We start from the raw sequence: 22278 nt of genomic DNA on the forward strand, positions 1-22278 counted from the left end.
ACCCCCTGGCTAGAGTTGTCGGCTGGCACCGGGACGGTGTTCCAACCGGACGAATACTGCCAAGGGGAAGCATGTCCGACCGCTTGATCATCCGTGGCGCACGGGAGCACAACCTCCGCGACGTCAGCCTCGACCTGCCGCGCGACGCGATGATCGTGTTCACCGGGCTCTCCGGCTCGGGCAAGTCGAGCCTGGCGTTCGACACGATCTTCGCCGAGGGGCAGCGGCGTTATGTCGAGTCGCTGTCGTCCTACGCTCGGCAGTTCCTCGGCCAGATGGACAAGCCCGACGTGGACTTCATCGAGGGCCTGTCCCCGGCGGTCTCCATCGACCAGAAGTCGACCTCGCGCAACCCGCGCTCGACGGTCGGCACCATCACCGAGGTGTACGACTACCTGCGCCTGCTCTATGCGCGCGTCGGCGAGCCGCACTGCCCGGTCTGCGGCGAGCTGATCACCAAGCAGACGCCCCAGCAGATCGTCGACCGCGTGCTGGCCATGGACGAGGGCACCCGGTTCCAGGTGCTCGCGCCGGTCGTGCGGGGGCGCAAGGGGGAGTACGTCGACCTGTTCGCCGAGCTGCAGTCCAAGGGCTACGCGCGGGCGCGCATCGACGGCGTGGTACACCCGCTGACCGAGCCGCCGAAGCTCAAGAAGCAGGAGAAGCACACCATCGAGGTGGTCGTCGACCGTCTCGCGGTCAAGAAGAGCGCCAAGCAGCGGCTCACCGACTCGGTGGAGACCGCGCTGAAGCTCGCGGCCGGCATCGTCATCCTCGAGTTCGTCGACCTGCCCGAGGACGACGAGCACCGCGAGCGGCTGTTCTCCGAGCACCTCGCCTGCCCCAACGAGCACCCGCTGTCGGTCGAGGATCTCGAGCCCCGGTCGTTCTCGTTCAACGCGCCCTACGGGGCCTGCCCCGACTGCACCGGCATCGGCACCAAGAAAGAGGTCGACCCGGAGCTGATCATCCCGGACCCGGAGCGCACGCTGCGCGACGGCGCCGTCGCGCCCTGGGCCACCGGGCACACGCTGGACTACTTCCTGCGGCTGCTCGAGGCGCTCGGCGAGGAGGAGGGGTTCAACCTCGACACCCCGTGGCAGGGGCTGTCGTCGCGGGGCCAGAAGGCGATCCTGTACGGCTCCGATGACCAGGTGCACGTGCGGTACCGCAACAAGTACGGCCGCGAGCGCTCCTATTACACCGGCTTCGAGGGCGTGGTGCAGTGGATCGAGCGGCGCCACGCCGACACCGAGAGCGACTGGTCGCGGGACAAGTACGAGGGGTACATGCGCGACGTGCCCTGCGGCACCTGCGGCGGCACCCGGCTCAAGCCCGAGATCCTCGCCGTGACGATCGCCGGGCGCAGCATCGCCGACGTGTGCAACCTGTCCGTCGGCGACTGCGCCGAGCTGCTCGGCTCGATGGAGCTCACCGACCGGCAGAAGCTGATCGCCGAGCGGGTGCTCAAGGAGATCAACGCCCGCCTGCGCTTCCTGGTCGACGTCGGCCTGGACTACCTCTCGCTCGACCGGGCCTCCGGCACACTGTCGGGTGGCGAGGCCCAGCGCATCCGGCTGGCCACGCAGATCGGCTCCGGCCTGGTCGGCGTGCTCTACGTGCTCGACGAGCCCAGCATCGGCCTGCACCAGCGGGACAACCACCGGCTCATCGAGACCCTCACGCGCCTGAAGAAGCTCGGCAACACGCTGATCGTGGTCGAGCACGACGAGGACACGATCCGCACCGCCGACTGGATCGTCGACATCGGGCCCGGCGCCGGCGAGCACGGCGGGAAGGTCGTGCACAGCGGGCCCTACGAGCAGCTGATCAAGACCGAGGAGTCGGTGACGGGGGCGTACCTCTCCGGCCGCCGCAGCATCCCGACGCCGGAGATCCGCCGTCCCCGCACGCCCGGGCGCGAGCTCGTGGTGGTCGGCGCGCGCGAGCACAACCTGCACAACCTGACGGTGTCGTTCCCGCTCGGGCAGCTCACCGCGGTCACCGGCGTCTCCGGCTCCGGCAAGTCCACGCTGGTCAACGACATCCTGCACGCGGTGCTGGCCAACACGGTCAACGGCGCGCGCATGGTGCCGGGGCGGCACACCCGCATCTCCGGGCTCGACCTCGTCGACAAGGTGGTCGGGGTCGACCAGTCGCCGATCGGGCGCACGCCACGGTCCAACCCGGCGACGTACACCGGCGTCTTCGACAACATCCGCAAGCTCTTCGCCGAGACGACGGAGGCGAAGGTGCGCGGCTACGGCCCGGGCCGCTTCTCCTTCAACGTCAAGGGCGGCCGCTGCGAGGCGTGCGCGGGCGACGGCACGATCAAGATCGAGATGAACTTCCTCCCGGATGTGTACGTCCCCTGCGAGGTGTGCAAGGGCGCGCGGTACAACCGCGAGACCCTCGAGGTGCACTACAAGGGCCGGACCATCGCCGAGGTCCTCGACATGCCGATCGACGAGGCCGCGGGCTTCTTCGAGGCCATCCCGGCGATCCACCGCCACCTCAAGACCCTGGTCGACGTGGGCCTCGGCTACGTGCGCCTGGGCCAGCCGGCCCCGACCCTCTCCGGCGGCGAGGCCCAGCGCGTGAAGCTGGCCTCGGAGCTGCAGAAGCGCTCGACCGGGCGGACGGTGTACGTGCTCGACGAGCCGACCACCGGCCTGCACTTCGAGGACATCCGCAAGCTGCTGATCGTGCTCCAGGGCCTGGTCGACAAGGGCAACACGGTGATCGTCATCGAGCACAACCTCGACGTCATCAAGGCCGCCGACTGGCTCATCGACATGGGCCCGGAGGGCGGCCACAAGGGCGGCACGGTGGTCGCGGCGGGCACGCCGGAGGAGGTCGCCGAGCTGCCGGAGAGCTACACCGGCCAGTTCCTGCGCCACACCCTGGGCCTGTCGGGCGAGCCGACGGGCGACCCGGCGGCGCGGAACCGGGCGGCCCAGGCGAACGGCACGAAGCCGGCCCCGACGCCGCGCAAGACCGCCGCCGCGAAGGCCGCGGCCCCGGCCAAGACCACGGCCGCGAAGGCCGCGGCCCCGGCAAAGGCGGCAGCGCCGGCGAAGAAGGCGGCGGCGCCGCGCAAGACGGCCGCGAAGAAGGCGGCCGCGAAGCGCTGACGTGCGGTGGGCCCTGGGCGCGGTTGATCGCTCGGGGCCTTCGCGTTCGGGGTGCGCGCCGGGGTTCTGTTCACGATATGTCGGGCGCTTCGCGCCACGACATATCGGATTTATACCCTGACCGGTCTTATGTCGCATACGCCGAGTTCGGGGCGTGGCGCTCCAGCGGGGCGGCTTGGTCGCGTGCGGGTCGACGATATGCAGAGCCCGGGATCGGCTGGGCAGGTCAAGTGCGGCGCTTGAGTGCGTCGGCGTGGTCTCGTGCGGGCCGGCGGCATGCAGGGCTCGGAGACGGCTGGACAGGTCAACTGCGGCTGAGTGGGTGCGGTAAGCGCGTCGGGCGTGGCCGTTGAGCGGCTTGTCTTGAGGGCGTCGGCTTGGCCTGTACGGGCCGGCGATGTGCAGAACCCCTTCGCACACTCGTCGTGTCCCGAACCGGCAACGCGGGCCGGGGCGGAACAACGGCCGGGTCCTCGGCGACCGACTTCGCGAGGCGGTCGCTGCCGACGAGGTTGACGTACCGTCCCGAAACCGGCGGCGCGGGCCGGGGGCGGACGGGAGCGGCGCCGGTCTCCGGGGATGGCTGGTCGAGCGCGCCGGGCGCGGGCTCGGTATGCGCGGGGCCCCAACGGCGTGGTCCAAGCACGTTGGCAAGCCCGGCCGCCGATATGTCGAGCGCTCCGCGCCGCGACATATCGGATTTATACCCCGACAGGTCCTATGTCGCATTCAGGGGTCCCATGGGGCGGTCACGCGCCGCTGCTACGGTTGCCGCTGGCGAGGCTGACCTCAGGAGGAACCACGTGCCAGACGAGGACGTCTTCAACCTCTGCGCCGCTCGGCGCACGCTGCTGCTCGGTGCGGGCGCGATGGGCATCGCCGTGCTGGCCGGCTGCGGCGGGGACGATCCCGCGCCGAGCGCCGGCGGCAACCCGGGCGGCTCGAGCGCGCCCACCGCGCCGGCCACGACCGGCGGCAACCCGTTCGACGACAACGGCTCCGGCGGGGGCGGCGATCCCCAGGTACCGTCAAATGCTCTTGTCGCTGTTGGTGAGGTGCCCGTCGGCGGCGGCGTGATCGTCAAGGACACGGTGCTGGTGCTGCAGCCGGCCAAGGGGTCCTTCAAGGCGTACGACGCGGTCTGCCCCCATCAGGGCGCGATCGTCGACCCGCCGTTCGACGGCAACCCGATCATCATGTGCCCGCGCCACAACTCGAAGTTCAAGGTCGCCGACGGGTCCAAGGTCGAAGGACCGGCGCCGGGCGGGCTCAAGACCATCAAGGTTGCTGTGAAGAGTGGGTACATCGTTCGGAGCTGAAAGTCACGATCCGTGGTGCCTCGATTGCGGTTTGGGTGCCGAATTCACAGTTTTTGTTGAGCATTGAACCGTACCCTCCATGATCTGTGTATCTCTGGCCGCGGCCTGCGGGCCAACGACCATTGGAGGAGCTTGATGAGTGAGACGACCCGCCGTGCGGTGCTCGCCGGGGCGGTCGGCGTGACGGCCGTGTCCGTCCTCGCCGCCTGTGGAGACGACAAGGGTGGATCGGACAGCACCGCCGGCTCCGCCTCCACCCCCGGAGGCCCGATCGCGAAGAAGGCCGACATCCCGGTGGGTGGCGGCAAAATCACTTCGGACGACGGCGGTACGGTCATCACCCAGCCGGAGGCCGGGACGTACAAGGCCTTCACGGCCATCTGCACCCACCAGCAGTGCGTGGTGACCGACGTGGCGAACAACAACATCAACTGCAAATGCCATGGCAGTACCTTCTCGGCCGCCGACGGGAGCGTCACGAACCCGCCCGCGAACGCGCCGCTGAAGGAGAAGAAGCTGCGCGTCGACGGCGACGACATCTACCTGGCGACGTGACCTGAGTCGGGGCCGGTCGCCGCGACCGGCCCCCGATTTTTTGTCGTACCCCCCGGATAGTCTCGAAGCGTGCCTGACCCGTCCACGTATAGACCAGCACCGGGGACCATTCCGGACACCCCGGGTGTCTACCGTTTCTACGACCCCTCCGGCCGGGTCATCTACGTGGGCAAGGCCAAGAGCCTCCGGCAACGGCTCAGCAGCTACTTCGCCGACCTCTGGACGCTGCACTCGCGCACCCAGCAGATGGTCACGACGGCGGCGCGGGTCGACTGGGTCACCGTCGGCACCGAGGTCGAGGCGCTCCAGCTGGAGTACAACTGGATCAAGGCCTACGACCCGCGGTTCAACGTCCGGTATCGCGACGACAAGAGCTACCCCTACCTCGCCGTCACGCTCGACGAGGGCTATCCCCGGCTGCAGGTCATGCGCGGCGCGAAGCGCAAGGGCGTGCGGTATTTCGGGCCGTATGCGCACGCGTGGGCCATCCGCGAGGTGCTCGACCTGCTGCTGCGCGTCTTCCCGGCCCGCACGTGCTCGTCCGGTGTGTTCAAGCGCGCGGGGCAGATCGGGCGGCCGTGCCTGCTGGGGTACATCGGGAAGTGCTCGGCACCGTGCGTCGACCGGGTCAGCGAGGACGAGCACCGCCAGATCGTCGAGGCCTTCTGCGACTTCATGGCGGGCAAGACCGACGTGATGGTCAAGCAGCTCGAGCGGGAGATGTACCAGGCCTCCGACGAGCTGGACTTCGAGCGCGCGGCGCGGCTGCGCGACGATCTCGGGGCGCTGCGGCGGGCCATGGAGAAGCAGGCGGTGGTGCTTGGTGACGGTACCGATGCCGATGTTGTCGCGTTCGCCGACGACCCGCTCGAGGCGGCGGTGCAGGTCTTCCATGTGCGCGGCGGGCGGGTGCGCGGCCAGCGCGGGTGGATCGTGGAGAAGACCGAGGACCTGACCCCGGGCGACCTGGTGCACCACTTCTGCACGCAGATCTACGGCAGCGAGGCCGGGGCCGAGGCCGCCGACCTGCCGCGCGAGCTGCTCGTGCCGGAACTGCCGGCCGACGTCGACGCGCTCGCCGACTGGCTGACCCGGCTGCGCGGGAGCCGGGTGTCGATCCGGGTGCCGCAGCGCGGCGACAAGAAGGCGCTCGCCGAGACCGTCGCGCGCAACGCCGAGCAGGCGCTCATGCAGCATAAGCTGCGCCGCGCCGGCGACCTGAGCACGCGCAGCAAGGCGCTCGAGGAGATCGCCGAGGCGCTCGGGATGGCCACCGCGCCGCTGCGCATCGAGTGCTACGACATCTCGCAGATCCAGGGCACCGACGTGGTCGCCAGCATGGTGGTCTTCGAGGACGGGCTGTCGCGCAAGAGCGAGTACCGGCGCTTTGCGATAAACGGCGCGACCGACGACGTGTCGGCGATCTCGGAGGTGCTGCGGCGGCGGTTCGCGCGCTACCTCGACGCCAAGATCGAGATCGACGAGGCCGCCGAGACCGACCCCTCCCGCCCCGGCATCGACCCGACGACCGGGCGCCCGCGCAAGTTCGCCTACCCGCCGCAGCTGGTGGTCGTCGACGGCGGCCAGCCGCAGGTCAACGCGGCCGCGCAGGTGCTGCTCGATCTGGGCATCGACGACATCACGATCTGCGGGCTCGCCAAGCGCCTCGAGGAGGTGTGGCTGCCGGACGACGAGTTCCCGGTGATCCTGCCGCGAGCTTCCGAGGGGTTGTACCTCCTGCAGCGCGTCCGCGACGAGGCGCACCGGTTCGCCATCACGTACCACCGGCAGAAACGCTCGAAGCGCATGACGGCCTCGGCGCTCGACTCGGTGCCCGGCCTCGGGGAGATCCGCCGCAAGGCGCTGCTGCGGCACTTCGGGTCGCTCAAACGGCTGAAGGCCGCGAGCCTGGAGGAGATCGCGGAGGTCCCGGGCATCGGCCGGCGGACGGCGGAGGCGATCCAGGCGGCGCTGAACGGCGATCCGCTGGCGTCGGCGCGGCCGCCGGCGGATGCCGTGCTGTCGGCTCCGGATGCTTCGGAGGACCTGGAGGCTTCGGAGGAGCCGGACGATCTGGAGGCTTCGGGGGAGCCGGACGATCTGGGACCTCCGGACGACCTGGGGGCTTCGGGCGGCTCGGCGGATTCGGAGGTTTCGGGCGCCGGTGGGCCGGACGGATCGGCTCATTCGGGCGTTTCGGATTCCGACGGGCGGCCTGGCGGGTCGGCGCATCCGGGCGTTTCGGACTCGGGCGGGCGGCTTGGCGGGTCGGCCCATTCGGACGGTTCGGACTCGGACGGGTCGGGTCATTCGGATGTTTCGGACTCGGGTGGGCCGGCGCATCCGGGTGCTTCGGGCTCCGGCGGGCCCGAGCGGCCGCGTGTCGACGTCACGCACGTGGGCGACGACCTCGATGTGTCAGTCGAGGGCGCCGCGGTGGCCCCGGCGGGCGTCCGGCCGACACGAACGGGGGACACGCCCGAGGTCGCGGAGGAGTCCGGCGACACGCCCGAACGCGGGTCAGGAACCGGGGCAAGCTGGGGCGGAGCGGAAATCGAGGTGCCGGTGAGAGATACCGCGAACTAGTGCAAACTGACCGACCGTCCGATGCGGCGCGCCGTACGACATAAACTCTTCGACGTGTCGAGACAAGGCGACGTGCCGAGAGACGCCACCGCCCCGGACAGTGGCGACGAACCGCCCGCCATCACCGCCGTCGACTTCGCGGAGGGTGTGTTCGCCGGTGCGGAGCGTGCTGTGGTGGAGGGCTTCGGCGTCGGGGAGGTGGACCCGGACGAGGGGGTCCTGCCCGGGCGCAACACGACCGACCTGGTGATCGTGACCGGGGTGTCCGGCGGCGGGCGCAGCACCGTGGCGCGGGCGCTGGAGAACGTCGGGTACTACGTCGTGGACAACCTGCCGCAGGCGCTGCTGCTCGACATGGCCGAGCTGGCGCATGCGGCGCAGGGGGCGGTGCGGCGCACGGCGATGGTGCTGGACGTACGCAGTCACGCCTTCTCCACCGACCTGCCCGGGGCGATGAAGTCGCTGCGGGAGCGGGGCTTCAACCCGCGGATGGTGTTCGTAGACGCCGACGACGAGGTGCTGATCCGGCGCTTCGAGAGCGTGCGGCGCTCGCACCCGCTGCAGGGCGCCGGGCGGCTCTCCGACGGCATCGCGGCCGAGCGGAAGCTGCTGCAGGAGGCGCGCGAGCAGGCCGACGTCCTGATCGACACGAGCCACCTCAACGTCAACCAGCTGCGCGGGCGCGTGGAGGAGATGTTCGGCGAGGAGGACACGACCCAGATCCGGGTCACCGTGCTCTCCTTCGGCTTCAAGTACGGCCTGCCGCCCGACGCCGACTTCGTGCTCGACGCGCGGTTCCTGCCCAACCCGTACTGGGTCGCCGAGCTGCGCGAGCACACCGGGCGGGAGACGGAGGTCAGCCGGTACGTGCTGGGGCAGCGCGGGGCGATCACGTTCGTGGAGACGTACGCGCGCCTGATCAACGCGACCGCGCCGGGCTTCGAGCGCGAGGGCAAGCGGTACCTCACGATCGCCGTCGGCTGCACGGGCGGCAAGCACCGCAGCGTGGCGATCGCCGAGGAGCTCGCCCGGCGGCTGCGCGAGATGCGGCTCTCGGCCTCGCCGCAGCACCGCGACCTGGGACGCGAATGACGAGCCGGCCCACGGGCGGCACCGGAGCCGCACGAACCCCGGCCGCGAGCGACCCCGCGCCCCCGGCCGACCCGACGCCCTCGAAGCGCAGCCCGTCCGCAGTTGACGCGGCCGGCGCGGTCCTGCCGAGTGCAAGTCCGTCGGCCGGCGCGGTGCTGCCGAGTGCAAGTCCGTCGGCCGGCGCGGCGCTGCCGAGTGCAAGTCCGTCCGCCGGCGCGGCGCCGTCGGAGGGGCGCGCACGTACTCGGGCCGTCGCGGCGAGCGACTCCGGCCGCGGCCGGGTGGAAGTGCGCGTGCCTGCTGCCGTTGACGCCGAGCCCGCTCCCGATGCCGAACGCGCGGGCGAGCCCGTCCGGGTCGTGGCGTTCGGCGGCGGCCACGGGCTGTCCGCGACCCTGCGGGCCTTGCGCGTGGTACAGCGTGGGCGTCCGCTCGAAATCACCGCCGTCGTGACCGTCGCCGACGACGGCGGGTCCAGCGGGCGGCTCCGGCGGACGCGCGACATCCTGCCGCCCGGGGACCTGCGCCAGGCGCTCGCGGCGCTCGCCGACGAGACCGCGACCGCGGACCTGTTCCAGCACCGGTTCACCGGCGACGACGACATCGCCGGGCACCCCGTCGGCAACCTGGTCCTGGTCGCGCTCATGGAGCAGGCCGGCGACCCGGTGGCCGCGCTCGACCGGGCGGCGGCGATGCTGCGCTGCCGCGGCCGGGTGCTGCCCATGTCGCGCGATCCGCTGCACATCGAGGCGGATCTTTCGGAGGGTGGCGAGGTCGTCACCGTACGCGGGCAGCACGAGGTCGCCGTAACCGCCAAGACCATCGACCGCGTGCGGCTGACGCCGGCGGCGCCCGAGGCGTGTGCGGAGGCGGTACGGGCGGTACGCGAGGCCGACTGGCTGCTGTTCGGGCCCGGCTCGTGGTTCACCAGCGTGATTCCGCACCTGCTGGTGCCCGGGCTGGCCGACGCCATCCGCGAGAGCCCGGCCCGGCGGCTGGTCACGCTCAACCTGGCCGCCGACAGCGAGACCGCGGGGCTGACCCTGCCGGAACACCTGGCCGCCCTGCCTCGTTATCTACCTGGATTGCACGTCGATGTAGTTCTTGCCGACGGGAAAGCCGTAGGCGACCCCGAACCGGTCCATCGTGCGGCAGAATCGCTTGGTGCGCGGCTGGTACTGGCCCCGGTCGCCGTCGTCGACGGCGCACCCCGGCACGACCCGCAGGCGCTGGCGGCGGCCCTTGAGCCATTGCTGCGCGTCGACCCCGCCACCGCGACGGGTGCGGGCCGACCGAGCGACGCGAGTCGTTCGACCAGGGCCGGAACGGGCAGGACCGAAGCGAGCGGTGCGAGCCGCGGGGGCGGTGCGAGCCGCGGGGGCGGTGCGAACAAGAACGACCGCGGCGACGGTACGAGCACGAGCGGCGCGGAGGCGCGCGCGAGTACGGGTGCCGGTGCGCCGGGCGGTGCAAGTCGTTCGGGTGGCGGTACGAGGGGCGACAACGGCTCGCGGGCCCACGCCGGCAACGGCGGACGGGCGCGAGCCGGTACAGACGACGACATGACGGCGAACACGAAATCCGCGAGGTGACGACAGAATGGCGATGACCGCTGCGGTCAAGGACGAGCTCAGCCGGGTGGACGTGGCCAAGCCCTGCTGCCGGCGAGCCGAGATGGCCGCGCTGTTGCGCTTCGCGGGCGGGCTCCACATCGTCTCCGGCCGGGTGGTCGTCGAGGCCGAGCTCGACACCAACCCGGCCGCGCGCCGGCTGCGGCGCGAGGTGTCGGAGGTGTACGGGTACGGCAGCGAGATCCATGTCCTCGCGTCCGGCGGCCTGCGCAAGGCCAGCCACTTCATCGTGCGCGTGGTCAAGGACGGCGAGGCCCTCGCCCGGCAGACCGGGCTGCTCGACGTGCGGGGACGTCCCGTGCGCGGGCTCCCGCCGCACGTCGTGTCGGCGAACATGTGCTGCGCGGTCGCCGCGTGGCGGGGTGCGTTCCTCGCACACGGCTCGCTGACCGAGCCCGGGCGCAGCTGTGCGCTGGAGATCACGTGCCCGGGGCCCGAGGCGGCGCTCGCGCTGGTCGGGGCGGCCCGGCGGATCGGGATCACCGCCAAGGCGCGCGAGGTGCGCGGGGTCGACCGGGTCGTGGTCAAGGACGGCGACGCGATCGCCGCGCTGCTCACCCGCATCGGGGCGCACCAGAGCGTGCTGACCTGGGAGGAGCGCCGGGTGCGGCGCGAGGTCCGGGCCACCGCCAACCGGCTGGCCAACTTCGACGACGCCAACCTGCGCCGCTCGGCGCGGGCCGCGGTCGCCGCCGCGGCGCGGGTCGCCCGGGCGATGGAGATCCTCGCGGAGAACGCGCCGGAGCATCTTTTCAGCGCCGGTACCCTGCGGCTGGAGCACCGGCAGGCGTCGCTGGAGGAGCTCGGCGCCCTCGCCGATCCGCCGCTGACCAAGGACGCCATCGCCGGCCGCATAAGGCGCCTGCTGGCCCTGGCCGACAAGCGGGCCCGTGACCTGGGCATTCCCGACACCGAGTCCGCGGTGACCCCGGAGATGCTGGTCGGCTGACCGCGGAATCCGACATAGGCCCTGTCGGGGTATAAATCCGATAAGTCGCGGCGCGGAGCGCCCGACTTATCGGGTGTGAGCGGTGCGTGCGGAGCGCCCGACTTATCGGGTGTGAGCGGTGCGTGCGGAGCGCCCGACTTATCGGGTGTGAGCGGTGCGCGCGCACTGAAAGGCCGCGCGGAGCGTGCCTGCGACGGACCGTGCCCCGCTATCGTGCCGCCCCCGGCCGCGCGCCGCCGTACTCTCGAACGTGGGCTCCGACACCCCCGCGGGGTCGTGACCGGTTCGAGACGATAGGGTTTCCCGTGTTCGGCGATGAGGCCGACTCGGGTCGCTCCTCGCTGTTCGATCGCCGCCGCAGCACGCGGCCGGGCTCCGCACCAACGGGTGGGTCCGGACCGGCGGGACCAGGGTGGGCGAGCCAATAACACTCATCTGGCGCACGGCATCGGCAATTCAACGCGGCCGGAGCGCGAAGAGACGAGGAGATGTGTCGAAGTGACCATCCGGGTTGGCATCAACGGCTTCGGCCGTATTGGCCGCAACTTCTTCCGTGCGGCCCTGGCGAAGGGCGCCGACATCGAGATTGTCGGTGTGAACGACCTGACCGACAACGCGACGCTGGCGCACCTGCTGAAGTACGACAGCATCCTCGGCCGGCTGGGCGAGGAGATCAAGGCGACCTCGGACGAGATCACCGTCGCGGGCAAGACCTTCAAGGCCCTCGCCGAGCGTGACCCGTCGAAGCTGCCCTGGGGCGACCTCGGCGCGGACGTCGTCATCGAGTCGACCGGCATCTTCACCGACGCGGAGAAGGCCAAGGTCCACGTCGCGGGCGGCGCCAAGAAGGTCATCATCTCGGCCCCGGCCAAGAACGAGGACCTGACGATCGTGTTCGGCGTCAACGAGCACCAGTACGACCCGGCGAAGCACACGATCATCTCGAACGCGTCGTGCACCACGAACTGCCTCGCGCCGATGGCGAAGGTCATCAACGACACGTTCGGCATCGAGCGTGGCCTCATGACCACGATCCACGCGTACACGCAGGACCAGAACCTGCAGGACGGCCCGCACAAGGACCTGCGTCGCGCCCGCGCCGCGGCCCTGAACATCGTGCCGACCTCGACCGGCGCCGCCAAGGCGATCAGCCTGGTCATCCCCGAGCTCAAGGGCAAGCTCGACGGGTACGCGCTGCGGGTGCCGATCCCGACCGGCTCGGCGACCGACCTCACGGTCACCGTCGGCCGTGACACCAGCGTCGAGGAGGTCAACGCCGCGCTGAAGGCCGCCTCCGAGGGCGCGCTGGCCGGCATCCTGACCTACACCGAGGACCCGATCGTCTCCAGCGACATCGTGACCGACCCGGCGTCGTGCATCTTCGACGCGGGCCTGACCAAGGTCATCGGCAACCAGGTCAAGGTCGTCGGCTGGTACGACAACGAGTGGGGCTACAGCAACCGCCTCGTCGACGCCGTCACCCTGGTCGGCACCGGCCTGTGAAGACGCTCGACGACCTCCTGAGCGAGGGCGTCGCCGGTCGGCGCGTGCTGGTGCGCGCCGACCTGAACGTCCCGCTGGACGGCGACCGGATCACCGACGACGGCCGCATCCGCGCCGTCCTGCCGACCCTCAACGCCCTGCGTGAGGCCGGCGCGGCGAAGGTCACCGTCATGTCGCACCTGGGCCGCCCGAAGGGCGCGCCCGACCCGAAGTACACCCTGGCGCCCGTCGCCGCCCGCCTGGGCGAGCTGCTGGGCGTCGAGGTTGCCTTCCAGAAGGACGGCGACGTCGTACTGCTGGAGAACCTCCGCTTCAACCCGGGGGAGACCAGCAAGGACGAGGCCGAGCGCAAGGCGTTCGCGCAGGAGCTGGCCGCGCACGGCGACGTCTACGTCGACGACGCGTTCGGCGCCGTGCACCGCAAGCACGCCAGCGTGTACGACGTGCCCGCGCTGCTGCCGCACTACAGCGGCTACCTGGTCGCCAAGGAGCTCGAGGTCCTCTCGAAGCTCACCGGCGAGGCCGAGCGGCCGTACGTCGTCGTGCTCGGCGGCTCCAAGGTCTCGGACAAGCTCGCCGTCATCGAGGCGCTGCTGCCCAAGGTCGACAAGCTGCTCATCGGCGGCGGCATGTGCTTCACCTTCCTCAAGGCCCAGGGCCACGAGGTCGGCAAGAGCCTGCTGCAGGACGAGATGGTCGACACCTGCCGCGACCTGCTCGAGCGCGGCGGCGACAAGATCGTGCTGCCGTCCGACGTCGTGACCGCGGACAAGTTCGCGGCCGACGCGGCGACGCAGACCGTGGGCGCGGACGCGATCCCGGCCGAGGAGCTCGGCCTGGACATCGGCCCGGAGTCGGTGGCGGCCTTCGCGGCGGCCCTCGACGGTGCGAAGACGGTCTTCTGGAACGGCCCGATGGGCGTGTTCGAGCTGGCCCCCTTCGCCGCCGGTACCCGTGGCGTCGCCGAGGCGATCACCAAGGTCGACGGCTTCACCGTCGTCGGCGGCGGCGACTCGGCCGCGGCCGTGCGCGCGCTGGGCATCCCGGAGGACGGCTTCAGCCACATCTCCACCGGCGGCGGCGCCTCCCTCGAGTTCCTCGAGGGCAAGGCCCTGCCCGGCATCACGGCACTGGGGGCCTGAGTCATGGCTGAGGTCACCGGACGCCGCCCGCTCATGGCGGGCAACTGGAAGATGAACCTGAACCACCTCGAGGCCATCGCGCTGGTCCAGAAGCTGGCCTTCACGCTCAACGAGAAGCAGCTCAACGACGTCGAGACGGTCGTCCTGCCGCCGTTCGTGGACATCCGCAGCGTCCAGACGCTGGTCGACGGCGACAAGCTGCAGATCGGCTACGGCGCGCAGGACATCTCCGCGCACACCGCGGGCGCCTACACGGGCGAGATCTCCGGGGCCATGCTGGCCAAGCTCGGCTGCCAGTACGTGGTCGTCGGTCACTCCGAGCGGCGGCAGTACCACGGCGAGGACGACGCCCTGGTCAACGCCAAGGTGAAGGCGGCGCTGGCCAACGGCATCGCGCCGATCCTGTGCGTGGGCGAGGGCCTGGAGGTCCGCGAGTCGGGCGAGCACGTGGGGTACACCCTCGCGCAGCTCGACGCCGGCCTCGAGAAGATCAAGACCGACGAGGTCGAGAAGATCGTCGTCGCGTACGAGCCGGTCTGGGCGATCGGCACCGGCAAGGTGGCGACGCCGCAGGACGCGCAGGAGGTCATCGGGGCGATCCGCACCCGTCTGGCCGAGAAGTACACGGGCGGCACGGCCGACCGGGTGCGCATCCTCTACGGCGGCTCGGTCAAGCACGACAACATCGCGGCGATCATCGACGAGCCCGACATCGACGGCGCGCTCGTCGGCGGCGCGAGCATCGACGCCGAGGGTTTTGCGAGGATTGTCCGCCTCGGAAAGTAACATCGGGAACACCCAGCGTCGCGCGGTCCGATCGGACCGCGCGACGCTTTGTTGTCAGCGCCACCCCCCGTTCCGCCGCGCCTGAATGACGCCTAAAGTGGCTCCGTCCACCACCCCTTGACCTGGCGTCAAGCCACCGGGCCAGGGCGCATCCCGCCACGAACGGGTGAGCCCGGGCCGCGGAGCGCGCCGTGAAGGACCAGCATGCCCCGTCGTCGTATCACCGCGACCATCGTCGGACTCGCGCTGCTGGCCATCGCCGGGTGCAGCGACGCCGACGCCAAGAACGGGCCCAGGCCGCCGCGGACCGGCGGCACCGTGCACGTGGTGGTGAGCGCCAAGCCGGCCCACCTCGACCCGCAGCGGGTCGCCACGGCCACCGAGGCGAACGTCAGCCGCCTGATCACCCGGACGCTCACGACCTTCCGGTCGGAGCCGGGCGCGGCCTCCAGCGAGATCGTGGGCGACCTCGCCACCGACGCCGGCCGCCCGAGCGAGGGCAACCGGGTCTGGGACTTCCAGCTCAAGGAGGACGTCCGCTGGGAGGACGGCACCCCGATCACCTGCCCCGACGTCAAGTACGGCGTCGAGCGCAGCTTCTCCGGGCTGTTCTCCGTCGCCCAGCCGTACGCCAAGACCTACCTCGCCGACGCGGACGACTACGCGGGCCCGTTCGTCGGCGGCAACAACGGCGGCAAGGGCCTCACGTCCGTGCAGTGCGTCGACAACCGCAACATCCGCTTCACGCTCAACCAGCCGATCGGCGACTTCGGGTACACCGTCGCCATGTCGGTCTTCGCCCCGGTCCCGGCCAAGCAGGACACCAAGGCCGACTACGACAAGCACCCGTTCTCCTCCGGGCCGTACAAGCTGCAGGAGGTCACCGACCAGCAGCTCGTCTACGTGCGCAACCCGTACTGGGACCGCAAGACCGACGGCGTGCGCAAGGCCTACCCGGACAAGATCGTCGTCGCGGCCAACGGCGACCTGCCGACCGTCACCTCGAACCTGATCACCAGCGACGGCGACAACGCCGACACCATCGACCTGGACAAGAACGTCGCGCCGAACTTCGTGCAGCAGGTCATCAACGACCCCGACCTGTCGGCGCGGGCGGTCCAGGGCAGCTACGGCGGGATCCGGTACCTCGCGATCAACAGCCGCCGCATCCCGAGCCTCGCCTGCCGTCAGGCGCTGGTGTACGCGTTCGACAAGCGCAAGTTCCGTGCCGCGGCCGGCGGATCGGTCTACGGCGACTACGCGACGACGATGATCGCGCCGCAGCTGAAGGCCCACAAGGACTTCGACGTGTACGACAGCGCCAACAACGTCGAGGGCAAGCCGGACGTGGCCCTGAAGCTGATCGAGCAGCAGCAGAAGAGCGGCAAGCCGTGCGCGAACACGCTGACGCTGTCCATCCCCGACCAGAAGGACATAAGGCGGCTGGCGACGACGGTCGTGGAGACCTACCAGCAGATCGGCATCCAGATCAAGATCAACGGGATCGACCCGGAGACGTACTTCGACGTCATCGGCAACCCCGCGAACACCAACGACCTGCTGTGGGCCGGCTGGATCCCGGACTGGGCGAACGGCTCGGCGGTCATCCCGCCGCTCTTCGACGGCCGGCTGATCCCGACCAAGGCCAACGCCACCAACAACCAGAACTACGGCCTGCTCAACGACGCCGGCGTCAACGACCAGATCTCCGCGGCGCTCGCCGAGTCGGTACCCGACCGGCAGTACAAGCTCTGGGGTGAACTGGACCAGAAGATCGCCGAGCAGGCGGTGACGATCCCGATCGTCTACATGAAGGCGCTGCGCATGGCGGGCACCAACATCCGCGGCGGCTTCATACATCCGCAGTTCGGCCAGCCCGACCTGTGCGCGATCGGACTCGCCTAGTAAGCTGACATCCGCTCTGCCCGGACCGTGCCCTGACCGCCCTGTTGAGAGGACGACCGCGCCATGACGGCGTTCGCCTACACCCTGATCGTGCTGCTGGTCATCACCAGCGTGCTGCTGACCATGCTCGTGCTGCTGCACCGCGGCAAGGGCGGCGGCATGTCCAGCATGTTCGGCGGCGGCGTGTCCTCCAGCCTGGCCGGCTCCTCGGTCGCCGAGAAGAACCTGGACCGGTACACCCTGCTGGTCGGCATCATCTGGTTCGCCTGCATCGTGGGCCTCGGCCTGTGGCTGAAAATCGTGCAGAACGGCGGCGCCTGAGCCCCCGGCCGGCAGGCGTTAGACTCAGCGCGCGGTCCCGTGCAACTTGCGGGCCGCGCGCAGGTGTTTACGCCCACACTCCTGCACTCCGTAAGACGTCGTACCCCCCCGACGAACAGGAGCAAGCAGCCGTGGCAACTGGCAATGCCATCCGCGGAACACGAGTCGGCTCCGGCCCGGTGCGCTGGGCCGAGCGCGGTGAACAGGCCGCCCGGCGCAGTGTCGCCTACTGGTGCTCCAACGGGCACCTGACCGAGCCGGCGTTCGCCGCCGAGATCGAGCCCCCGGACACCTGGGACTGCCCCCGTTGCGGCCTCCCGGCCGGCCAGAACGAGCAGGCACCCCCGGAGCGTCCGCGGCCCGAGCCGTACAAGACCCACCTGGCCTACGTGAAGGAGCGGCGCAGCGACGCCGACGGCGAGGCCATTCTCCAGGAGGCGCTGGCGCGCCTCCGCCAACGCACAGGTCGATGATGAGCGAAGGGCGCCGGTGAAAACCGGCGCCCTCGCTTTCACACCAGACTGCGGAACTTCGGTGGCAGTTCGTGGGCCGCGGCCGAGTCGAGCAGCCACAGGGTGAGCTCCCGCCCGTGTACTCCGGCCGCCGGAATCTGGCGCGGCCCGGCGTCCGCGAGGGCCAGGCCCACCGCCTTCGCCTTGCCGTCGCCCGCGGCGATCAGCCACACCTCGTCGGCCGTGTTGATCGCCGGCAGGGTCAGCGTGGTGCGCACCGGCGGCGGCTTCGGGCTGCCCCGCACCGCCGAGACCGGCCGCGACTCCAGCGTCACCGGGTGCTCCGGGAACACCGAGGCGACGTGGCCGTCCTCGCCGACCCCGAGCAGCACCACGTCGAAGTGCGGCAGCTCGGCGTGGCCGGGGCGGGCCGCCTGGGCCAGCTCGTCGGCGTAGCGGGCGGCGGCCGCCTCGGCGTCGTCGCCGTCCGGGCCGTCGGAGGCCGGCATCGGGTGCACCCGGGCCGGGTCGACCTTCAGCGTGTCGAGCAGGGCCGCGCGGGCCTGGGTCTCGTTGCGCTCCGGGTCGCCGGCCGGCAGGAACCGCTCGTCGCCCCACCACAGGTTGACCCGCGCCCAGTCGACCGCGTCGCGGGCCGGGCTGTCGCGGATCGCCTGGTAGATCTGCGCGGCGATCCGCCCGCCGGTCAGCACGACCGTGGCCTCGCCCCGCGCCGCCTGGGCATCGGTGAGCCGGACGATGAGCCGGGCCGCGGCCGCCTCGGCCAGCAGCCGGGGCTCGGTGTGGACGACAACCTTGCTCTGCGTCATGAAGGCACGGCCTCCTGCAGCGGTGCGGTGGCGGCCGCCTCCGGCTTCTCGGCCAGGGCCGGGTCCTTCCAGATGTGCACGCGGGGCGCGCCGCGCTCGTCGAGGCGGCGCTTGCCCGTGCCGGCGGCCAGCGCGGCCGCGTAGGGCTGGTCGGGGTCGAGCCGGCGCAGCTCCTCGGCGAGCTCGTCGCCGAGCGGGCGGCGGCTCAGCGGGAGGATGCGGTCCGGCTGGCCGGTGCGCTCCAGCGTGGCGACGCCCGCGTTGAGATCGCGGATCAGGTTCATGGAGTCGCCGTTCTCGAGCTCCATGTTGATCGCCTCCATGATCTTGCCGGAGCCGGTGCGGCGGGTCGGGTGCACGCCGAGGCGGGCCTCCAGCCAGCCGCCGAGCAGCAGCGCGGTCGGGTCGTGCTCGGGCCCCACGATCTCGGCCGAGCGCACGCCCATGCTGCTGGCGTCGAACGCCCCGGCCAGCAGGGTGCGCCACGGGGTGATACGCGACCAGGCCAGGTCGGTGTCGCCGGGAACGTAGTCGTCGGAGCGCACCCGCAGCGCGGCGACCGGGTCGTCGGCCTGGGCGCTGTCGGTGATGCGGCGGTCGGCGACCACGCCCAGCGGGTCGTACGCGATCCGTTCCGGCGGCGAGCACTGCCACCACGTCACCACCGGCACGTCCGGGGCGAGCAGCGGCATGACGACCGACTCGGCGTGCAGCGCCAGCCGGCCCTGCATGCGCATCACGACCGCCTCGCACGGGCCGAGCCGCCCGCCGACGACGATCTCGGCGTCGAGCCGTGACCGCTGCTGGGTGACGTCCGCGCGCACGATGATGAGCAGGCGGCACGGGTGCGCGGAGGCGGCGATGGTGGCCGCCGCCTCGGCCTCGCGGACCTGCCGCTCGTCGACCACGGCGATCAGGGTCAGCGCCAGGCCGCTGGTCAGCCCGCCGGCGCTGCGCCGCTCGTTGGCCAGGGCCTTGACCACCTCGATGCCGGTGGTGTCCCACAAACCGATCATGTCCATGTCTCCCTTTCGGCCCCGGTCAGGCCCGGCGCCAGGCGCGGCCCTCGCGGGCCAGCATCTCGTCGGCGGCCCGGGGTCCCCACTCGCCCGCGCGGTACGGCTCGGGCGTGGAACCCGCCCAGGCCGCCTCGAGCGGGTCGATCACGTTCCAGCTCGCCTCGACCTCGGCCGAGTCGGGGAACAGCGTCTTGTCGCCGATGAGCACGTCGAGGATGAGCCGCTCGTAGGCCTCGGGGCTCGCGTCGGTGAACGCCTCGCCGTACTGGAAGTCCATCGCGATGTCGCGGACCTCCATGGTCGTGCCGGGCACCTTCGAGCCGAACTTCAGCATCACGCCCTCGTCCGGCTGGACCCGGATGACGAGCTGGTTGTGGCCGAGCATCTCCACGTCCGCGTCGGCGAACGGCAGGTGCGGGGCCTTCTTGAACAGCACGGCCAGCTCGGTGACCCGCCGCGGGAGGCGCTTGCCGGCCCGGATATAGAACGGCACCCCGGCCCACCGGCGGTTCTGGATGCCCAGCCGGGTGGCCACGTAAGTCTCCGTCTTGGAGTCCGACGGCACGTCCTTCTCCTCGAGGTACCCCGGGACGCGCTCCCCGGCGACCCAGCCGGTCAGGTACTGCCCCCGGACCGTGTTCGTGAACACGTCGGTCGGCACCTTGATGGCGTTGAGCACCTTGAGCTTCTCGGTGCGGATGGCGTCGGCGTCGAACGCGGTCGGCTCCTCCATCGCCATCAGCGCCAGCAGCTGGAGCAGGTGGTTCTGCAGCACGTCGCGGGCGGTGCCGACCTTGTCGTAGAAGCCGGCCCGGGTGCCGATGCCGACGTCCTCGGCCATGGTGATCTGCACCGAGTCGACGTAGTTGGAGTTCCACACCGGCTCGAAGAGGTTGTTGGCGAACCGCAGCGCCATGATGTTCTGGACAGTCTCCTTGCCCAGGTAGTGGTCGATGCGGAACACGTCCTGGGCGGTGAAGGCGTCGTCGACGAGGTCGTTGAGCTGCTTGGCCGAGACGAGGTCGTAGCCGAACGGCTTCTCCACCACGACCCGGCGCCAGCCGCCGGACTTTGCGTTGTCCGACATGCCGGTGCGCTCGAGCTGCTTGAGCACGACCGGGAAGGCCGAGGGCGGGATCGACAGGTAGAACGCCGCGTTGCCGGGGATGCCGGACTCGTCGTGCAGGTCGTTCAGCGTCTGTGCCAGGTGGTCGAAGGCCTGGTCGTCCTCGAACGAGCCGGGCACGAACTTGATGTTGCCGGCCAGCCGGGACCACACCTCCTCCCGCCAGGTGGTGCGGGCGCCGTTCTGGGCCGCCTTGCGGGCGAGGTCCTCGAAGTCGCCGTCGCCCCAGTCGCGCCGGGCGAAGCCCAGCACCGCGAAGCTGGGCGGCAGCAGACCCCGGTTGGCCAGGTCGTAGACGGCCGGGATGAGCTTCTTGCGGGCCAGGTCACCGGTGACGCCGAAGATGACCAGCGCACACGGCTCGGGAATCCGAGGCAGTCGCCGGTCCTGCGGGTCCCGCAGCGGATTGGTCATCAGTTCTCACCCTCCGAGGGCGGCCAACAGTTGTCCTACACCGGTTGCCCGGTCGGTCAGATGCAAACGCAGCCACGGCCCGGCATTCGGGGCGGCGGCGGACGCGGCCTGGAGCTCGCCGAACGTGTACGGCCGGCCGGGCACCCGCACATCGTGGTCCACCGCGCCGGTGATGAGCAGCGTGGCGCCGGTGCCGGGGGCGGCGCGCGGTCCCCAGCCGAAGGTCACCGCCCGGGCCACCCGGCCGCCGAGGGCGTCGCGCACCCCGGCCGCCGCGGCGTCGCCGTCGGGGTCGAGGTACGCCTCGATCGCCACCCGGCCGCCGGGCGCGACGGCCCGGGCAAGTTCGTCGATCGCCGCGATGAGCGTGGGGGCCGATGTCCGGCCGTACACCTCGACCGCCCCCTCGACGAGGGCGGGCGTCTCGGCGGGGACGCCGCTGTCGAGCCGGTGCAGCAGCGCGTCGTCGCCGGGGGCGGGGCTCGGCGCGGCCCCGGCCACGAGCGCGGCCTGCTCCCAGGCGAGCAGCTGCGCGCCGAGCGGGCCGTTGACGGACAGGTCGGGGGTGATGCCGCCGCCGGGCATGATCGCGCGGCCCAGGACGCCGCCGACGGTCACGCCGAGGACGTCGGGGCCCTCGTGCCCCCAGGACGACGGGTTCTCCAGGGCGACGGTGACCAGGGCGGCGCCGAAGAGGCGCTCGATCCAAGGGCCGAGGCCGTCGATGCCGGTGCCGTCGGGGGCGACGGCGAGCTTGTCCCGCCCCGCGCGCACGGCCGCGGCGATGGTCTCCCCGAGGGCGACGCCGGGGAGCACCGGCACCGCCGGCGGCTCGGCGGGGGCGCGCGGCGCGGGGGCGGCGAACCCGGCGGGGGCCCGCGGCGGGGGAGGGGTCTGGAACGCGGCGGCCTCGGCGAGCAGCGCCGCGGTGTCCGCCCCGGCCAGGCCGGCGGGGACGAGGGTGTAGGCGCTCAGCGCGGAGGCGGTCGGCGCGGCGAGGAAGAGCGGCGCCCCCATCTCGCGCGCCGCGGTCTCCAGGCCGGAGCCGGGCGCGGTCACGACGACGAAACGCCGGCCCACATCGTGCAGGCCGGCGTCCTCGAACGCTTGCAGGAACGCCCGCCGATGGGCGTCGGTGACGACGGTCGGCGCCGGCACCGCCAGCACGACCACCGTCCGCTCCAGCCGGTCGGCCAGCGCCGCGTGCACCCGGTGCGGATCGGCGGTGTCGAGCACGGTCAGGTCGAGGCCGAGGGTGGCGGCGATCGCCGCGGCCCCGGCGCCGGGCCCGCAGAGCACGACCCGATCCAGCCCCCGCGCGCGGACCGCGGCGATCTGGCCGGTCAGCTCGGGGCCGGGAAGTAAGGGAAAGGGGGCGGGTGCGCCGGCCGGACGCGCGGTCGCGGCGGCGCCGAAGACCGTGAGTCCGGCCGCCGCCACGACGTCGTCGAGGAGATCAGACACCCGCCACCCCTTGCATGCCCTCATCTTGGCGCCCGCGGATGGCGGGCGCG

The 22278-nt window shown here is 71.4% G+C and carries 14 protein-coding genes and 3 pseudogenes; 13 read left to right on the forward strand and 4 right to left on the reverse strand.

The genetic code is table 11. From position 1 onward, the window contains the following. Nucleotides 1-71: 71 nt before the first annotated feature. The 13 genes and pseudogenes from uvrA to ACPPVO_RS10025 form a co-directional block, all read left to right on the forward strand. Nucleotides 72-3029, forward strand: a pseudogene (uvrA, locus tag ACPPVO_RS09965) (excinuclease ABC subunit UvrA); the annotation flags it as partial. Between the two features lie 908 nt (nucleotides 3030-3937). Beyond that, on the forward strand, nucleotides 3938-4453 hold the full coding sequence (locus tag ACPPVO_RS09970) for a Rieske (2Fe-2S) protein (RefSeq protein ID WP_426510935.1): 516 nt from the start codon (nucleotides 3938-3940) through the stop codon (nucleotides 4451-4453). A 135-nt stretch (nucleotides 4454-4588) separates the two neighbouring features. Next, the gene (locus ACPPVO_RS09975; RefSeq protein WP_426510936.1) at nucleotides 4589-5008 is read left to right on the forward strand and encodes a Rieske (2Fe-2S) protein; all 420 of its coding nucleotides are present in this window, start codon (nucleotides 4589-4591) and stop codon (nucleotides 5006-5008) included. A 69-nt stretch (nucleotides 5009-5077) separates the two neighbouring features. Continuing rightward, nucleotides 5078-7018, forward strand: a pseudogene (gene uvrC / locus ACPPVO_RS09980) (excinuclease ABC subunit UvrC); the annotation flags it as partial. Nucleotides 7019-7792: 774 nt separating this feature from the next. Next, entirely contained in the window at nucleotides 7793-8686 is an 894-nt protein-coding gene (gene rapZ, locus ACPPVO_RS09985) for an RNase adapter RapZ (RefSeq protein WP_360382904.1), read from the forward strand. A 359-nt stretch (nucleotides 8687-9045) separates the two neighbouring features. Then, nucleotides 9046-9951, forward strand: a pseudogene (locus ACPPVO_RS09990) (gluconeogenesis factor YvcK family protein); the annotation flags it as partial. A 334-nt stretch (nucleotides 9952-10285) separates the two neighbouring features. Continuing rightward, nucleotides 10286-11266 (forward strand): DNA-binding protein WhiA, encoded by a 981-nt coding sequence (whiA, locus tag ACPPVO_RS09995; RefSeq protein WP_426510937.1) that lies wholly within the window; start codon nucleotides 10286-10288, stop codon nucleotides 11264-11266. 498 nt (nucleotides 11267-11764) lie between these two features. Further along, nucleotides 11765-12769: a type I glyceraldehyde-3-phosphate dehydrogenase gene (gene gap / locus ACPPVO_RS10000; RefSeq protein ID WP_426510938.1), complete on the forward strand. Its 1005-nt coding sequence runs from the start codon at nucleotides 11765-11767 to the stop codon at nucleotides 12767-12769. After that, on the forward strand, nucleotides 12766-13911 hold the full coding sequence (locus ACPPVO_RS10005; RefSeq protein WP_426510939.1) for a phosphoglycerate kinase: 1146 nt from the start codon (nucleotides 12766-12768) through the stop codon (nucleotides 13909-13911). The genes gap and ACPPVO_RS10005 overlap by 4 nt, the downstream gene beginning before the upstream one ends. Nucleotides 13912-13914: 3 nt before the next feature. After that, nucleotides 13915-14697: a triose-phosphate isomerase gene (gene tpiA, locus ACPPVO_RS10010; protein ID WP_426510940.1), complete on the forward strand. Its 783-nt coding sequence runs from the start codon at nucleotides 13915-13917 to the stop codon at nucleotides 14695-14697. A gap of 204 nt (nucleotides 14698-14901) precedes the next feature. Next, entirely contained in the window at nucleotides 14902-16602 is a 1701-nt protein-coding gene (locus ACPPVO_RS10015; RefSeq protein WP_426510941.1) for an ABC transporter substrate-binding protein, read from the forward strand. A gap of 63 nt (nucleotides 16603-16665) precedes the next feature. Further along, the gene (secG, locus tag ACPPVO_RS10020) at nucleotides 16666-16923 is read left to right on the forward strand and encodes a preprotein translocase subunit SecG (protein WP_345122998.1); all 258 of its coding nucleotides are present in this window, start codon (nucleotides 16666-16668) and stop codon (nucleotides 16921-16923) included. A 131-nt stretch (nucleotides 16924-17054) separates the two neighbouring features. Continuing rightward, nucleotides 17055-17396: an RNA polymerase-binding protein RbpA gene (locus ACPPVO_RS10025; RefSeq protein WP_360382751.1), complete on the forward strand. Its 342-nt coding sequence runs from the start codon at nucleotides 17055-17057 to the stop codon at nucleotides 17394-17396. A 38-nt stretch (nucleotides 17397-17434) separates the two neighbouring features. Here ACPPVO_RS10025 and pgl read toward each other — a convergent pair whose 3' ends face one another. From pgl to ACPPVO_RS10045, 4 genes are read right to left on the reverse strand one after another with little or no spacing between them, the layout of a single operon-like run. Then, nucleotides 17435-18205: a 6-phosphogluconolactonase gene (gene pgl, locus ACPPVO_RS10030; protein ID WP_426510942.1), complete on the reverse strand. Its 771-nt coding sequence runs from the start codon at nucleotides 18203-18205 to the stop codon at nucleotides 17435-17437. Next, complete coding sequence (locus tag ACPPVO_RS10035; RefSeq protein WP_426510943.1) at nucleotides 18202-19221, reverse strand: glucose-6-phosphate dehydrogenase assembly protein OpcA; 1020 nt, start codon at nucleotides 19219-19221, stop codon at nucleotides 18202-18204. The genes pgl and ACPPVO_RS10035 overlap by 4 nt, the downstream gene beginning before the upstream one ends. Before the next feature lie 25 nt (nucleotides 19222-19246). Then, nucleotides 19247-20764 carry a glucose-6-phosphate dehydrogenase gene (gene zwf, locus ACPPVO_RS10040; RefSeq protein WP_360382756.1) on the reverse strand — a complete coding sequence of 506 codons (1518 nt, stop codon included), beginning with the start codon at nucleotides 20762-20764 and terminating at the stop codon, nucleotides 19247-19249. Nucleotides 20765-20770: 6 nt separating this feature from the next. Further along, nucleotides 20771-22228, reverse strand: coding sequence for a glucose-6-phosphate isomerase (locus tag ACPPVO_RS10045; protein ID WP_426510944.1), 1458 nt, complete (start codon nucleotides 22226-22228; stop codon nucleotides 20771-20773). Between the last annotated feature and the right edge of the window lie 50 nt (nucleotides 22229-22278).

Origin of the sequence: Dactylosporangium sp. McL0621, assembly GCF_049995355.1 — a bacterium.
Lineage (GTDB): Bacteria > Actinomycetota > Actinomycetes > Mycobacteriales > Micromonosporaceae > Dactylosporangium.

What these genes read in the sequence shown, in the direction of transcription:
- ACPPVO_RS09975 (WP_426510936.1), top strand. Translation starts at nt 4,589, where the DNA reads ATGAGTGAGACGACCCGCCGTGCGGTGCTCGCCGGGGCGGTCGGCGTG.
- whiA (WP_426510937.1), top strand. Translation starts at nt 10,286, where the DNA reads ATGGCGATGACCGCTGCGGTCAAGGACGAGCTCAGCCGGGTGGACGTG.
- tpiA (WP_426510940.1), top strand. Translation starts at nt 13,915, where the DNA reads ATGGCTGAGGTCACCGGACGCCGCCCGCTCATGGCGGGCAACTGGAAG.
- ACPPVO_RS10015 (WP_426510941.1), top strand. Translation starts at nt 14,902, where the DNA reads ATGCCCCGTCGTCGTATCACCGCGACCATCGTCGGACTCGCGCTGCTG.
- secG (WP_345122998.1), top strand. Translation starts at nt 16,666, where the DNA reads ATGACGGCGTTCGCCTACACCCTGATCGTGCTGCTGGTCATCACCAGC.
- pgl (WP_426510942.1), bottom strand. Translation starts at nt 18,205, where the DNA reads ATGACGCAGAGCAAGGTTGTCGTCCACACCGAGCCCCGGCTGCTGGCC.
- ACPPVO_RS10035 (WP_426510943.1), bottom strand. Translation starts at nt 19,221, where the DNA reads ATGATCGGTTTGTGGGACACCACCGGCATCGAGGTGGTCAAGGCCCTG.
- zwf (WP_360382756.1), bottom strand. Translation starts at nt 20,764, where the DNA reads ATGACCAATCCGCTGCGGGACCCGCAGGACCGGCGACTGCCTCGGATT.